Source organism: Sphingobium agrisoli (assembly GCF_041877245.1).
In the GTDB taxonomy this organism is placed as follows: domain Bacteria; phylum Pseudomonadota; class Alphaproteobacteria; order Sphingomonadales; family Sphingomonadaceae; genus Sphingobium.
Window position 1 is genome coordinate 380,669 of record NZ_JBHDJI010000002.1, and the last position, 14,423, is coordinate 395,091.

Consider the following 14,423-nt stretch of genomic DNA (forward strand, 5'->3'; position numbering starts at 1 on the left):
ATCAGAAGCGCGTCGTGACCTGCGCCATGACGGTGCGCGGCAGCGTGCCGAAGCCGAGCTGATCGGCGTGGGCGGGCACCGCGCCGCCCGATGCGCCGCCGGTCGACGGACCATCGACCACGCCGGTCACATAAAAGCGGTTGGTAAGATTCTTGCCGATCACCGCGAATTCCCAGCGATCATCGTCCGACCCGATGCGGATGCCCGCATCGAGCGTCGCATAGCGGCTTTGGCGCGAATCCGGGTTGCCGAAGCCCGAGGCGAGATAGGAGGAGGAATAGCGCAGGTCGGCGTTGAGACCGATCTTGAGGCCATTGCCCATGCTGCTGTCATAGGATGCGCCGATCGTGCCGGTCCAGCGCGGCGCGACCGAAAGCGGCTTGCCACCCAGATCCTGGCGGACGCCGCCGCCCGGCAGCACGATGCTGCACCCTTCGGCGACGCTCTGCCCGGCATAGCAGGGCGCCTGCGGGAAATCGGTGTAGCGCGCCCGGTTATAGTTGATCGAGCCATGGAGGTTCAGCCCGTCCATATTGCGCGGGGCATATTCAAACTCCAGCTCCACACCCTTCGTCCGCGCGTCGGCGGTCAGCGTCTGGAAGGCGAAGATGGGCGAGTTGAAGAAATCGACCTGGAGATCCTTGTAGAGATAGGAATAGATGCCGAGGTTGAGGCGAAGCTGGTTGTCGGCGAGCGTCGTCTTGACGCCGCCCTCGAAGCCCGCCGCCCGTTCAGGATCGAAGGTCAGATCGGCGAAGGGATTGGTCGAGAATTTGGAGTTGATGCCGCCGTTAGAGAAGCCGCCCGACTTGTAGGCGGTTTTGTAGGCGCCATAGACGAGAATGCCGCTGGTCGGCTTCCAGGTGAGCGACACTTCGGGCGACCAGTTGTTGAAGGTCTGGTCGGCGGTCACGACGCCCAGGCCATCAGGATCATCCTGCGGCCGGAAGATCGCGGTGACGCCCGGATTATTATAGGGCTGGGTGAAATAGCTGTCCTTGGTCTCATGGGTGTAGCGCACGCCGGCCGCCAGTTCGAGCGTCGGGACGATCTTCCAGGTCGCCTGGCCGAACAGCGCGATCGTCTCGCCATCGGTGAAGCTGGTCTTGCGCGTGGCGAGATACTGATCCTCGCGCGCGGCGGCGCTGTTCAGCAATCCGCCCAATATGATATATTGGTCGAAGTCGCGTTTCGTCTTCTGGTAAAGGCCGCCGACCATCAGGTTGATCGAGCTGTCGAAGGTGGTGAGAGCCCGGAATTCCGACGAGAAAGCATGGTAGGTGGAATTTTCCGAAGCCCAGTTGGACGCCGGGCTGGACTGAAAGTCGCAGGCGCAGGCCCACTGGTTGTTGTTCCAGTTATAGTTGGTGACCGATGTCAGGGTGACATCGTCCAGCTCATAGTTGACGTTCGCGGTGACGGCCCAGCTCTTGTAGCGGTTATAAAGGTCGCCATCATCGTTCACATAAGGGGTCGGCCCGGCGAAGGCGGCGGGTATCCGGTTCTGGTGCGTCACGAAATCGCGTTCGCAGCGATAGCCGGTGAGCTGGCTGACGCCGCCATTGGGGCAATTATAGGCGACATAGTTCCAGCTGTTGTTGTTGGTCTTGTTGTAGGTGCCCGACGCCTTTAATGTCGCGGTCAGCCGATCGGTCGGTTCCCATTTGAGGGTGATGCGGCCGAGGAGTTCGCGTTCGCCCGGCTGCTTCGTCGGCGCGGGACTGGCGACGACCGATCCGACCGCGCCGGTGGCGACGTCGAACGTGCCATAGTTGAAGGGCGCGGCGACGTTGCGATAATAGCCGCCCCACATCTTGGAGGCGCGCACGGCGACGCGGACGCCGAGCGTATCGGTAAGCGGGCCGGAGCCGACCAGTTCGAGCTGCGCCTGCTCCGCCTTGAACTCATAACCGGCTCGCGCCTTGAATTCGGGGGTGGAAGTCGGTTCGGCGCTGGTCAGCGAAATGACCCCGGCGGTCGCATTCTTGCCGAAGAAGAGCGCCTGCGGGCCTTTCAATATCTCGACGCGGGCGAGGTCGAAAAAGCCTTCGTTGATGATGCGGCCCTGCCCGTAATAGACGCCGTCCACGACTACCGCGACCGATTGCTCGATGCCGATCGAGGTGGAGGAGGAACCGATGCCGCGCAGCGTGAGCTGAGCGCCCGAACCGTTCGAGGCGCGGCCCACATTAAGGTTGGGGGTGCGCGCGGCGATTTTTTCGATCGAGGTCAGATCCTGCCGCTGGACCAGCTCGGCGGAGATGGCGGTGACGGCGACCGGCACGTCCTGCACGCTTTCCTGCCGCTTGCGCGCGGTGACGACGATGTCCTGAAGCCCACCGGCGCTCGCTTGATCGGCGGCGGCCCGCGGCGCGGCCTCCTGCGCGAGCGCGGGCATGGCCCAGGCGGCCGCGCCCGCGGCGACGCCGATGAGCAGATGATGCTTGGCTGTGTTCCGGGTCATCCGTTGTCTCCCTTCGGCGCGTGGCCGGTTCATGGGTTATGGGGCGCGCTCTTCCTGTCGCCCGGTTGCGCCGACCGACATGCCGTTGCGGCAGGGCCGGGGCCTACTGGCAAAAGGCGCAGGTCGGGCGGGGGGGGGGGTAGCCTGCCTGTCATTTGTCATAGTGGGTCGGGCGCGCCGGGCGCGGGACAAAAGGCGTGATCGATCGACGGGAGAGAATGGCCATGGATCTGGAACGGGAAGTGCGCGACCTGGTGGCGCGGCGGGAGATCGTGAAGGCGGTCCACGCCTATATGCGCGGGCAGGACCGGCTTGACCGCGACCTGCAACTCTGCGCCTTCCACCCCGACGCCGATGTCGATTGCGGGCTGATGCGCGGGGGACCGGAAGCCTATACCGACTTCGCGCAGGGGTTCCTGGCCGACCTGCATGGCAGCCAGCATGTCATCGGCCAGATCGACCTGGAGGTGGATATCGATGCAGGGACGGCGAAGGGCGAGGTCTATTTCTTCGCCTGGCATCGCACGAGGGACGCGGACGGGGCGGAAAAAGACCTGATGATGGCGGGCCGCTATGTCGATGACTATGCGTGCCGCGACGGGCGCTGGGCGATCCAGCGGCGGCGCGAGCTGATCGACTGGGCGCGGCACGATCCGGCGACCGACGGAATCCTGCGCGAGCAGGTGACGATCCATCTGGCCGGGCCGCGCGGGGCGGATTTTTCGCAGACGCGAGACTGGGCGGCGGGCACATCGGGGAGGGGATGACCCCTCCCCTCAGCGCCCCTCAAAGCTGGCCGTTTACATATTTCATCAGCGTGTTCTGAAACTGGCGGATCTGGATTTCCTGATAATTGGCGAGTTCCACGCGGTTGTTAGGGCTGGATTTGAGGCCCACCTGAACGAAGGGCAGATTTTCCATATCCTGTTCGAAGACATCGCCCAAAATGCCGAGTTCGGGCGCTTCGGTCCATTTCTGATCGACCGACAGAAATTTCATTTTCGGCGCGCGTGGCGGCGTCTCGCCCGGCGGCACGCGGGTGATGATGCGCACTTCCATCAGGCAATGGTCGACATCGTGCCAGGGCCGCCAGCGATAGACGATATTGGGCTGGAACCCGCCCCAAGGCGACCAGTTGGGAAAGACATTGTAGAGGATGGCGTCCATCATCTCCGCGTCGGAGGCGAAGCTGACATCATGGCCGAACATCTTGGTCGTGGTGGCGCGCAGGCTTTCGCCCAGCGCCTCGCGCGCGGTTTTGCCCTCCGGCACCTTGACATTATATCCGCCTTCGGGCGCTGCATCGCCCTCATAATTGTCGGACGAGCGGCCATTATATTTGACGAATTCGTCGACGATCCACTGCTGCGACTTGCCGGCGGGGTCGATGTGCGGCGACATGGTGCCAAAGGGTGTGACCGTCAAATTCACATGGTCGCCATAGATGTTGTACATCGAATTGGCGTCGCCGGTGAAGGGCAAGAGCTGCGGATGGGTGACGACGGTGTGCCAGCTTTCCATGAAAGCCTCCATCACCACCTTCCAGTTCGCCTTGCAGACCTTACCCACCCAGATGGCGGTCGCGCACTCCTCATGTTTCCAGCGCTTGAAATGCTCCGGCATGGGGGCAAGGAACTCTTCGAGCGTCGGGCCGTCCTTCGCCTCGCGCAGGAAGACATAGCCGCCCCAGCGGCCGACGCTCACCTCAGCTAGGTGCATCGCCTGGTCCTTGAGATGGGCGAAGTCCCAGCGGCAGGGGATGGTCTTGACGCTGCCGTCATTGTTCCAGGTGAAGCCGTGGAACGGGCATTGCAACTGCGCCGACCAGCCGCCTTCCGTCTTCAATTGCCGGCCGCGATGCAGGCAGACATTGTAGAAGCCCTTGATCGACCCGTCCTCCTGCCGGACAAGCAGGAAGCTCTTGCCGGCATTGTCATAGACGACATGGTCGCCGGGCTCGGGCAGTTCCTCCTCGCGCGCGGCGAACTGCCAGATGCGCGGCCACATCTTCTCCTGCTCCAGCGCGAAGAAGGCGGGATCGGTGTAGCGGCTGGCCGGGATCGGTTCCGACCCCAGATTCTCATATTCGTCCTGATAGAGGAATTCGGGCACCGGATTGGTGTCCGCCGCCATGAGATCGCGCACCGACGGGCCGGGGCAACGGGCCAGGGGTTCGCCTTTGATGCGCGGATCGCTCTCGGCCATGTCTTCCTCTCTCCTGTGACGCGCCATGCTAGGCGCGTTCCTTGGTCGAGTGACCTATATATTGCATCAGGTCTGCCGTCAGCGCCTCATTGCGCGACCATGCCGCCATCCACGGTGAATTCCGCGCCAGTGATGTAGCGCGCTTCGTCCGAGGCGAGGAAGGCGACCATGTTGCCGATATCCTCCGGTTCGCCCAGCCGGCCCATCGGGATGACGGAGACCAGATGGTCATAGACGTCCTTGTTGTCGGCGATCGCGACCTTCTGCATGTCGGTCATGATCATGCCGGGATGGATTGAGTTGATGCGGATATTCTCCGCCGCCACTTCCAGCGCAACGCTCTTGGTGAAGAGGCGCACCCCGCCCTTCGACGCGCCATAGGCCCCGCAGCCGGGCAGGCCGATGAGCCCGGCAACCGAAGAGAGATTGATGATCGATCCGCCCCCGCCCTGCGCGCGCATCTGCGCCATGGCCATCCGAGTGCCCAGGAACACGCTGTCGAGATTGACCGATATCTGGCGGTGCCATTCGGCGGCGCTGATCTCGCTCATGTGGCGCAGCACGGCGATGCCGGCATTGTTGACGAGGATGTCGATGCGGCCGAATTCGGCGAGTACCGCGTCGCGCACCGTGTCCCACTGCGCTTCGTCCGTGACGTCCTGCGCCATGGCGGCGGCCTTGTGACCGGCGGCGCGCAGATCGGCGGCGCGCGCTTCGACCGCCGCGCCGTCGAGGTCGGTGAGAAAGACGCTGGCCCCCTGCGCCGCCATGATGCTGGCACCGGCAAAGCCGAGGCCGCCGGCCGACGCCGCCCCCGTCACCAGCGCCACCTTGCCCGATAGGTCGATCATTGCTGCCTCTCCGTCCGTTCGTTCAGGCGCGAGGCTAGGCGCGGGTGCGGCCGGGGCAAACTAGCCATATTCACAGAAAAATCGGCGCACCTATGACTGTCCAGAGTTCCGCCGGCCCGCGCGGGGCGATAGCCTGCCCGTCAAAGCAGGTCAGGGCAGAGGTGCATATGGGCTATCATGAGACGATCGGCGAGGAAGCCGCCAAGATGCTCGACTATGTCGAGACGGGCACGACCGACAGCGCCGACGCACCCATGGAGGTGCCGGCGTCCGCCTACACCGATCCTGTCCATTTCGAGCGCGAGATGGCGACGATCTTCCACCGCCTGCCGCTGCTCGCCGCGCTGACCGCCGAGATGCCTGACCCCGGCGACTATAAGTCGATGGACCTGATGGGGAAGCCCGTGCTGATCACGCGGCGCAGCGACGGCAGCGTGGCGGCGATGCTGAACGTCTGCACCCATCGCGGCATGATCCTGACGCCCGAGGGGCACGGCAACAAGAAGCGCTTTTCCTGCCCCTACCATGCCTGGACCTTCGCCAATGACGGCAAGCTGATCGGAGTCGCCGAGCCGGGCAAGTTCGGCCCGGTGTGCAAGGAAGAACGGGGTCTCACTACCCTGCCCTGTGTCGAGGCGGGCGGGATCATCTGGGTCAGCCTGTCGCAGGAGGCGGACATGGACATCGGAAAGCATCTGGGCGGGATGCTGGACGACCTCAACGCCTATGACCTCGCGAACTGGCATTATTGCGGATCGCGCCGCATCCATGGCGCGAACTGGAAGATCGCCTATGACGGCTATCTTGAGGGCTATCATTTCGCTGCCGCGCACCCGGAGACGATCCACCCGCGCACATTCTCCAACATCATGCATTTCACGGCGTTCGGGCCGCATATGCGGGTCGGATATCCGCAGGTGTCGATCAAGGAGAAGCTGGGGGCAGAGCCGCGCGAGCGCTGGGGGCATATCGAAAATAGCGGCTATGATTTCGTGCGGACGATCTTTCCCAACGTGTCGATCTTCTTCGCGCCGGAAATCACGCAGGTCGCGCAGCTGATTCCCGGCCCGACGCCCGACCGCAACACCACCAACCTGATGTTCATCCGGCGGCAGCCGCCGCGCGACGCGGAGGATGCCGCGGCGATCGAGGGGATGATGGACTGGCTGAGCGATGTCGTCGACCGGGAAGATTATGGCGTCGGGCTTCAGGTGCAGAAGGGGCTGGCGTCCGGCGCGCTCAAATCGGTGATTTTCGGCCGCAACGAGCGCGGCAACCAATATTTCCACAAATATGTCGATTATCTGATCGCCGGCGACCGCGACGCGCAGCCGCCCGTCCTCTGACCCCTATTCGCGCAGGAAAACCGCATGAAGAACCGCCGCATCGTTCTGGCCTCGCGCCCCTGTGGGGTGCCGGTGCCGGATAATTTCACCCTGGTCGAGGAACAGGTCCGGCCGCTGGCCGAGGGGGAGGTGCGGACACGCAACCTCGTCTTCGCGATCGATCCGGCCATCCGCGGCCTGCTGGACGAAGGCGACGGCACCTATCTGCCGAGCGTGCCGCTGGGCGGCCTCATCCCGACCATGGTGCTGGGCGAAGTGACCGAATCGCGCAACCCCGCCTTCAGGGTCGGCGATTATGCGCGTGGCTTCATCGGCTGGGAGGAGCAGAGCATCATCGCGGCCGACAATTTCGCCTGCGAGAATGTGAAGATCGACCCTGCCGTACCGCTCACCGCCTATATGGGGGCGCTCGGCTGGTCGGGGATCACGGCCTATGTTGGGCTCAAGCGCATCGGCGAGATGAAGGCAGGCGACACGGTGGTGGTGAGCGCCGCCGCCGGCGCGGTGGGCAGCGTCGCGGGCCAGGTCGCGCGCCTGTCCGGATGCCGGGCGGTGGGCATCGCCTCGACCGACAAGATCGCCGAGGTGACGGGCGAGCTTCGCTACGACGCGGCGGTCGACTACAGGACCGCCGATGACCTGAGCGCAGCGGTGCGCGCGGCTTGCGGCGGCAAGGGGGCGGACATTTATTTCGACAATGTCGGCGGGCGCATCCTTGACACGATGCTGATGAGCATGGCCGATTTCGGGCGCATCGTGGTGTGCGGTATGGTCGCCAACTATAATAATCAGAACGACCCCTATCCCATCCGCAACCTGTGGCAGGTGCTGGTCAACCGCATCACCATGCGCGGCTTCCTGGCCTATGAGCATCTCGACCTGCTGGAGGAGGCGCAGGGGCAACTCGGCGACTGGATCAAGTCGGGCGCGCTGAAGGCCACGGAGAATGTCGCAACGGGGATCGAGAGCACGCCCGACGCCTTCATCCGCCTGATGGCGGGGCAGACGCGCGGCAAGACGGTGGTGCGGCTGCATGAGGACATTTCGACCCTCGCGGCGCTGGAGGTCGCATGAGCGGGATCGGCATGGCGCAGGCGCTGGAGATTGCGGACAAGGTGGAAACCTTCGTCCGCGAGGTCGTCATTCCCTATGAGAAAGACCCGCGCATCGCGGTGCACGGACATGGTCCGCCGGAGGCGCTGGTGATGGAGATGCGCGAGCAAGCTCGCGCGGCCGGCGTGCTGACGCCCCACATCCTGCCCGACGGCAGCCATTTGTCGCAGCGCGAAACGGCGGTGGTGCTGATCCGGTCGGGCCTGTCGCCGCTGGGGCCGCTCGCCTGCAACACCATGGCCCCGGACGAGGGCAATATGTATCTGCTGGGCAAGGTCGGATCGCCCGAGCAGAAGGCGCGTTTCCTTGCGCCGCTGGTCGCCGGCGAAGCGCGGTCGGCCTTCTTCATGACCGAACCGGCAGCCGAGGGCGGCGCGGGGTCCGACCCGTCAATGATGCAGACGAGCTGCGTTCAGGACGGCAATCATTGGGTCATCAACGGGCGCAAGGCGTTCATCACCGGCGCGCAGGGGGCGACGGTGGGGATCGTCATGGCAAAGTCCACGGACGGCGCCTGCATGTTCCTGGTCGACCTGCCCGATCCCGCCATCCGCATCGAGCGGGTTCTCGATACGATCGACAGTTCGATGCCGGGCGGCCATTCGATCGTGGCCATCGACAATCTGCGCGTGCCGGCGGACCAGATGCTGGGCGCCAGCGGCGAGGGCTTTCAATATGCGCAGGTACGGCTCAGCCCCGCTCGCCTGTCCCACTGCATGCGCTGGCTGGGTGGAGCGATGCGGGCGCAGGAGATCGCGACCGCCTATGCCTGCAAGCGCCATGCCTTCGGCAAGCCGCTGGTGGACCATGAGGGGGTCGGCTTCATGCTGGCGGAGAATCTGATCGACCTCAAGCAGGCCGAACTGATGATCGACTGGTGCGCCGGGGTGCTCGACAGCGGATCGCTCGGTACGGCGGAAAGCAGCATGGCGAAGGTCGCGGTGAGCGAGGCGCTGATGCGGATCGCCGACAAATGCGTCCAGGTGATGGGCGGCACTGGCGTTTCGGGCGATACCATCGTCGAGCAGATTTTCCGCGAGGTCCGCGCATTCCGCATCTATGACGGGCCGACCGAGGTGCATAAATGGAGCCTCGCCAAGAAGATCAAGCGCGACTTTTCCAGGGCGCAGCCGTGACGAACGCGCAGGAGGCGAACAGCGGCACCACGCAAGTGCGCGAGGGCTATGCGCTGGACGAGTCGGCGCTGTCGAAGTGGATGGCGGCGCATGTGCCGGGATTTTCGGGGCCGCTTGCCGTCGACCAGTTCAAGGGCGGGCAGTCCAATCCGACCTATCGGCTGCGGACGCCGGGCGCTACCTATGTGCTGCGCCGCAAGCCGCCCGGCCCGATCCTGAAAGGCGCGCACGCGATCGAGCGCGAGGTGCAAGTCATCAGCGCGCTGGAGGCGGCGGGTTTCCCGGTGCCGCATATCTACGGGCTGTGCGAAGAGGACGCCGTGATCGGCACGCCCTTTTACGTCATGGACATGGTCGAGGGACGGGTGATCTGGGACGCGACCTTCCCAGATGTGGACCGGTCGGCGCGGGCCGCCCATTTCGACGCGATGAACGCGGCGATGGCGCAACTGCACAGCATCGACGTCGCGCCGCTGGCGGGGTTCGGCAGGCCCGGCAATTATTTCGCGCGGCAGGTAAGCCGCTGGTCGCGGCAATATCTGGAGGATGATCTGGCCGGGCGCGACCCGGACATGGACTGGCTGGTCGAGTGGCTGCCGGCGAACATCCCAGCCGGCGATGAAAGCGCGGTGGTGCATGGCGATTTTCGCTGCGACAATATGATCTTCCATGCCCGCGAGCCGCGCATCCTGGCGGTACTGGACTGGGAATTGTCGACACTGGGCCACCCGCTCGCCGACTTTGCCTATCATACGATGATGTACCGGATGCCGCCGGACATTGTGGCCGGACTAGCCGGGGCGGACCTGGGGGCGCTCGGCATCCCATCGGAAGCGGACTATATCGCCGCCTATTGCGCGCGGTTGGGTCGGACAGGGATCGACCATTGGCCCTTCTACATGGCGTTCAACTTCTTCCGGCTGGCGGCCATCTTCCATGGCATCAAGGGCCGGGTGCTGCGCGGCACTGCCTCCTCCGCCAATGCGCGAGAGCGGGCCGAGAATTTTTCCCGGCTCGCCCATATCGCACGCGCGAGCGTCGATTAGCCGGCGGTCAGTCGCCGAGCCAATTGTCGATAATGGGCTTCAAGGCGATGGAGATCAGTTCCACCAGCAGCGCGCCATCGGGGGACGCGAGATAGGCGATGACGCCATAGCCATCCTGCGGCGCGGCATTGGCGCCCCGCACCGTCCAGCCGGCTTCGGTCAGGCGCGCGGCTTCGGCAGCGAGATCGTCGACCCAGACGCCGATATGGCGGGCGCTTTCGGCACGGGCGGTGTCGTAGAACACCCCCTCCCCCTGCACCAGTTCCAGATGCACCCTTTGCCCAAGCGAATAGGTGGCGCGCACGCGCAGGTCGCGCAGCCCCTCCTCCGGGGTCCAGAAGGCGAGCGGATCGAAATCGCGCACCGGCGCGAAGGTGAGGCCCAGCGCCGCGCCATAGTCGGCGACCGCCCGGTCGATGTCGGCGACGGCGATGCCGTTGTGGTGAATGCGGGTGAGATCGATCATGGTGCCTCCTGCCTGTCCTGCTCCAGCGTGCGAGATTAGCCGATCGGCGCGCACGGGAAAGCTGGCGGCTTTGTCAGGTCGGGTCAGCGCGGGGCCATGCGGATCGCGCCGTCCAAGCGGATGACTTCGCCGTTCAGCATGGGATTGCGGATGATGCTTTCGACCAGTTGGGCATATTCGGCGGGTCTGCCAAGCCGGCTGGGGTGCGGCACCTGCGCGCCGAGCGCATCCTGCACATGCTGCGGGAAACCCTCCACCATGGGGGTGAGGAAGATGCCGGGTGCGATGGTCATCACGCGGATCTTGTGCGCGGCGAGATCGCGCGCGATGGGCAGGGTCATGCCGACCACCCCACTCTTGGAAGCGGCGTAGGCCGCCTGGCCGATCTGCCCGTCATAGGCGGCGACCGAAGCGGTGTTGACGATCACGCCGCGCTCGCCGGCCATCTCTTCGAGCGTTGCTGCGCGGGCGGCGACCTTGGCGATCATGTTGAACGTGCCAAGGAGGTTGATCGAGATCGTCCGTGCGAAGCTGTCGAACGGATGCGGCGCATTATCCTTGCCGACCGTTTTGGTCGCGGGCGCGACGCCCGCGCAGTTGACAAGGATGCGAGCCACGCCATTTGCCGCCTCGGCGGCGTCGAGCGCGGCGGTGACGCTGCCCTCATCGGCGACGTCGACGGCGAAGGCGACAGCGCCGATGGCGTCGGCCACGGTGCGCGCGGCCTCTTCGTTGAGGTCGAAGATGGCGACCTTCGCGCCCTTCTCCACAAGCATCGTCGCCGTCGCCTTGCCGAGCCCCGATGCGCCGCCGGTAACGATGGCGGAGAGTCCTTCGATGTCCATATGCTGCCCCTTATGCCAGTTCGATCGCCATGGCGGTCGCTTCGCCGCCGCCGATGCAGAGGCTGGCAAGCCCGCGCTTGCCGCCCCGCACCTTCAGCGCGCCGATCAGCGTCGCGAGAATGCGCGCGCCCGATGCGCCTATCGGGTGGCCGAGAGCGGTCGCGCCGCCATGGACGTTGAGCCTGTCGTCCGGGATGCCGAGTTCGCGCGCGGCGATCATGGCGACGACCGCGAACGCCTCGTTGACCTCGAACAGATCGACATCCTCAACCGACCAGCCGGCCTTCGCCAGCGCCTTGCGCATTGCCGGGACGGGGGCGGTGGTGAATTTGGAAGGCTCATGCGCGTGAGCGGCGGTGGCGACAACGGTCGCGACGACCGGCAGGCCGAGCCGCTGCGCGACGCTCGCCCGCGTCATCACCAGCGCCGCCGCGCCGTCGGAAATGGAGGAGGCGTTGGCGGCGGTGATGGTGCCATCTTTTGCGAAGGCGGGCTTGAGCGACGGAATCTTTTCCGGCTTCGCCTTGCCGGGCTGCTCGTCGGTATCGACCAGCATGTCTCCGCCCCGGCCGCTGACGGTCACCGGCGCGATTTCCGCAACGAAGGCGCCGCTCGCGATGGCGGCATTGGCGCGTTCGAGCGAGCGGATGGCGTAGGCGTCCTGCTGCTCGCGGGTGAACTGATAGTCGCGCACGGCTTCCTCGGCAAAGACGCCCATCGCCTTGCCGGGTTCATAGGCGTCCTCCAGCCCGTCCATCATCATCGTGTCGATGATGCGGTCATGACCGATGCGCGCGCCGCCGCGATGCTTGGGAAGGGCATAGGGGGCGTTGGTCATGCTTTCCATGCCGCCCGCAACGATGATGTCGGCCGCGCCGCTGGAAAGCGCCTCATGCGCCATAATCGCGGCCTGCATCCCCGATCCGCACATCTTGTTGACGGTGGTCGCCTCCGTATTAAGGCCGAGCCCCGCGCCGATCGCCGCTTGGCGGGCGGGGGCCTGGCCGAGGCCGGCGGGGAGGACGCAGCCCATATAGATGCGGTCGACCGCGTCCGTCGAAACGCCGGCGCGCTCGACCGCCGCCTTCACCGCCGCCGCGCCGAGATCGGTCGCCTTGAGTGGCGAGAGCACGCCCTGAAAGCCCCCCATCGGGGTGCGGGCGTAGCTGGCGATGACGACGGGATCGTGGGGCATGGGGTCAATCCTTCAGGCGCGATGATGCGCGTGCATATGGGGGGCGATTAGCCATGACGGAAGATGGCGACGATCTGCGCGGCGATCTGCGCGGGGGTGAGGCGACCGGGGCGATACCAGTCGGCGGCGGAGTTGAGCTGCGCCAGCAGGAGGTTGCGATAGATGGAGCGATCGATCCGGGGCGGTAGCGGCAGCAGATCGACGAGCGTGCGGAACATCCGCTCGAACCGGTCGCGGCGCGCAATCAGCTGGGCGCGGACAGTGTCGGGCACTTCGCGGAAGTCGTTCATCATCGGCGTAGTGAGCGAATCGGGCGCGAGTTGGATGTCGAGAAGGGTGGCGCAGGCCGCTTCCAGCTTGGCCCAGGGATCCGCCATGGCATCGATGGCGGCGGCGATCCGCGCCTCCGCCGCGTCGAGCGCGGCATTGTGCAGCTCGACGAACAGAGCATCCTTGGACTTGATATGATGATAGAGCGATCCGCCCAGCACCCCCGCCCGCTCGCCAATGTCGCGCATCGACGTGCCCCGATAGCCCTTGCGCGCGAAGAGACGCGCGGCGATCTCCAATATCTCGCGGCGGCGGGCGGACGCCTCTTCGGCCGGGACGGGTGAGGACAGCGGGGAACTCATTGGGCCAAGCGGCTAGCATATCGCTCGGGCTGACGCCAACGGGCTGAAAGTTGGAACTCACCCATGCCTAGCAATCATATGTGGCGATTGGCGGCCAGTTTCATATGTGGCGTGGGCAGGCCGCCAGCCGATGAAGGCGGTGAGAAGTGACGGAGTAAGCATGGTGGACCCCGAGCGGCTGACCCATTTGCAGCGACTGGAGGCCGAGAGCATCCATATCCTGCGCGAGGTGGTGGCCGAGGCCGACAAGCCGGTGATGCTGTATTCGGTCGGCAAGGACAGCGCGGTGATGCTGCATCTGGCGCGTAAGGCTTTCTATCCCTCGCCGCCGCCCTTTCCGCTGTTGCACGTCGATACTACCTGGAAGTTCAGGGCGATGTACGACCTGCGCGACCGGATGGCGGCCGAGAGCGGGATGGAGTTGCTGGTGTATCAGAACCCGGAGGCCGAGGCGCGGGGGATCAATCCGTTCGATCATGGCCCGCTCCATACCGACATGTGGAAGACGGAGGGCTTAAAGCAGGCGCTCGACCTCTATGGCTTCGATGCGGCGTTCGGTGGCGCGCGGCGCGACGAGGAAAAGAGCCGGGCCAAGGAGCGGATTTTTTCTTTCCGTACGACGTCGCACGGCTGGGATCCCAAGAACCAGCGGCCGGAGTTGTGGAGCCTCTACAATGCCCGCAAGAACAAGGGCGAGAGCATCCGGGTGTTCCCGATCAGCAACTGGACCGAGCTGGACATCTGGCAATATATCCACCTTAATGACGTGCCGATCGTGCCGCTCTATTTCGCGCAGGAGCGGCCGACCTATGAGTGGGAAGGACAGCTGTTCATGGCCGACGATGTCGAGCGGCTGGAAAAGGTGCTGGGTCGGCGGCCGGAGGTCGTGAACCGGTCGATCCGGTTTCGCACGCTGGGCTGTTTTCCGCTGACCGGGGCGGTCGAGAGCAGTGCGCGGACGTTGCCGGAGGTGATCCAGGAAACGCTGCTCACCACGACGAGCGAGCGGCAGGGCCGGGTGATCGACAAGGATGCGGGCGGGGCTGGCATGGAGAAGAAGAAGCAGGAAGGGTATTTTTAACGCGCCACGTCATCCGCGCAGCCGAGTAACGAAGCGTCAACCC

13 protein-coding genes are annotated in these 14,423 nt (G+C 65.0%); 6 read left to right on the forward strand and 7 right to left on the reverse strand.

Annotated elements, in window-relative coordinates:
* Position 1 precedes the first annotated feature (1 nt).
* Positions 2-2,464 (reverse strand): TonB-dependent receptor, encoded by a 2,463-nt coding sequence (locus ACETPF_RS06195; RefSeq protein ID WP_373933463.1) that lies wholly within the window; start codon positions 2,462-2,464, stop codon positions 2-4.
* A 224-nt stretch (positions 2,465-2,688) separates the two neighbouring features.
* Here ACETPF_RS06195 and ACETPF_RS06200 point away from each other — a divergent pair, with 224 nt between their 5' ends.
* Complete coding sequence (locus tag ACETPF_RS06200; protein WP_373933465.1) at positions 2,689-3,231, forward strand: nuclear transport factor 2 family protein; 543 nt, start codon at positions 2,689-2,691, stop codon at positions 3,229-3,231.
* A 19-nt stretch (positions 3,232-3,250) separates the two neighbouring features.
* Here the strand turns inward: ACETPF_RS06200 and ACETPF_RS06205 are convergent, their stop codons facing one another.
* Positions 3,251-4,669 (reverse strand): aromatic ring-hydroxylating oxygenase subunit alpha, encoded by a 1,419-nt coding sequence (locus ACETPF_RS06205; protein ID WP_373933466.1) that lies wholly within the window; start codon positions 4,667-4,669, stop codon positions 3,251-3,253.
* A gap of 86 nt (positions 4,670-4,755) precedes the next feature.
* On the reverse strand, positions 4,756-5,520 hold the full coding sequence (locus ACETPF_RS06210) for an SDR family NAD(P)-dependent oxidoreductase (protein WP_373933467.1): 765 nt from the start codon (positions 5,518-5,520) through the stop codon (positions 4,756-4,758).
* Positions 5,521-5,612: 92 nt separating this feature from the next.
* Between ACETPF_RS06210 and ACETPF_RS06215 the strand changes: the two genes are divergently transcribed.
* From ACETPF_RS06215 to ACETPF_RS06230, 4 genes are read left to right on the forward strand one after another with little or no spacing between them, the layout of a single operon-like run.
* The gene (locus ACETPF_RS06215; protein WP_373933468.1) at positions 5,613-6,866 is read left to right on the forward strand and encodes an aromatic ring-hydroxylating oxygenase subunit alpha; all 1,254 of its coding nucleotides are present in this window, start codon (positions 5,613-5,615) and stop codon (positions 6,864-6,866) included.
* 24 nt (positions 6,867-6,890) lie between these two features.
* On the forward strand, positions 6,891-7,940 hold the full coding sequence (locus tag ACETPF_RS06220; protein ID WP_373933469.1) for an NADP-dependent oxidoreductase: 1,050 nt from the start codon (positions 6,891-6,893) through the stop codon (positions 7,938-7,940).
* Positions 7,937-9,115, forward strand: a complete 1,179-nt coding sequence (locus ACETPF_RS06225; RefSeq protein WP_373933470.1) for an acyl-CoA dehydrogenase family protein — start codon at positions 7,937-7,939, stop codon at positions 9,113-9,115. The genes ACETPF_RS06220 and ACETPF_RS06225 overlap by 4 nt, the downstream gene beginning before the upstream one ends.
* Positions 9,064-10,161 carry a phosphotransferase gene (locus ACETPF_RS06230; RefSeq protein WP_373933471.1) on the forward strand — a complete coding sequence of 366 codons (1,098 nt, stop codon included), beginning with the start codon at positions 9,064-9,066 and terminating at the stop codon, positions 10,159-10,161. Before ACETPF_RS06225 ends, ACETPF_RS06230 begins: the two co-directional genes overlap by 52 nt.
* A 7-nt stretch (positions 10,162-10,168) precedes the next feature.
* Here the strand turns inward: ACETPF_RS06230 and ACETPF_RS06235 are convergent, their stop codons facing one another.
* From ACETPF_RS06235 to ACETPF_RS06250, 4 genes are all read right to left on the reverse strand, one after another.
* Positions 10,169-10,627 (reverse strand): VOC family protein, encoded by a 459-nt coding sequence (locus tag ACETPF_RS06235; protein ID WP_373933472.1) that lies wholly within the window; start codon positions 10,625-10,627, stop codon positions 10,169-10,171.
* A gap of 83 nt (positions 10,628-10,710) precedes the next feature.
* Positions 10,711-11,472 (reverse strand): SDR family NAD(P)-dependent oxidoreductase, encoded by a 762-nt coding sequence (locus tag ACETPF_RS06240; RefSeq protein WP_373933473.1) that lies wholly within the window; start codon positions 11,470-11,472, stop codon positions 10,711-10,713.
* Between the two features lie 10 nt (positions 11,473-11,482).
* Positions 11,483-12,667 (reverse strand): acetyl-CoA C-acyltransferase, encoded by a 1,185-nt coding sequence (locus ACETPF_RS06245; RefSeq protein ID WP_373933474.1) that lies wholly within the window; start codon positions 12,665-12,667, stop codon positions 11,483-11,485.
* Positions 12,668-12,714: 47 nt separating this feature from the next.
* Positions 12,715-13,299: a TetR/AcrR family transcriptional regulator gene (locus tag ACETPF_RS06250; protein ID WP_373933475.1), complete on the reverse strand. Its 585-nt coding sequence runs from the start codon at positions 13,297-13,299 to the stop codon at positions 12,715-12,717.
* A gap of 130 nt (positions 13,300-13,429) precedes the next feature.
* On the opposite strand from ACETPF_RS06250, the gene cysD reads away from it, so the two are divergent.
* Entirely contained in the window at positions 13,430-14,380 is a 951-nt protein-coding gene (gene cysD, locus ACETPF_RS06255) for a sulfate adenylyltransferase subunit CysD (RefSeq protein ID WP_373933530.1), read from the forward strand.
* The last annotated feature ends 43 nt before the right edge of the window (positions 14,381-14,423 follow it).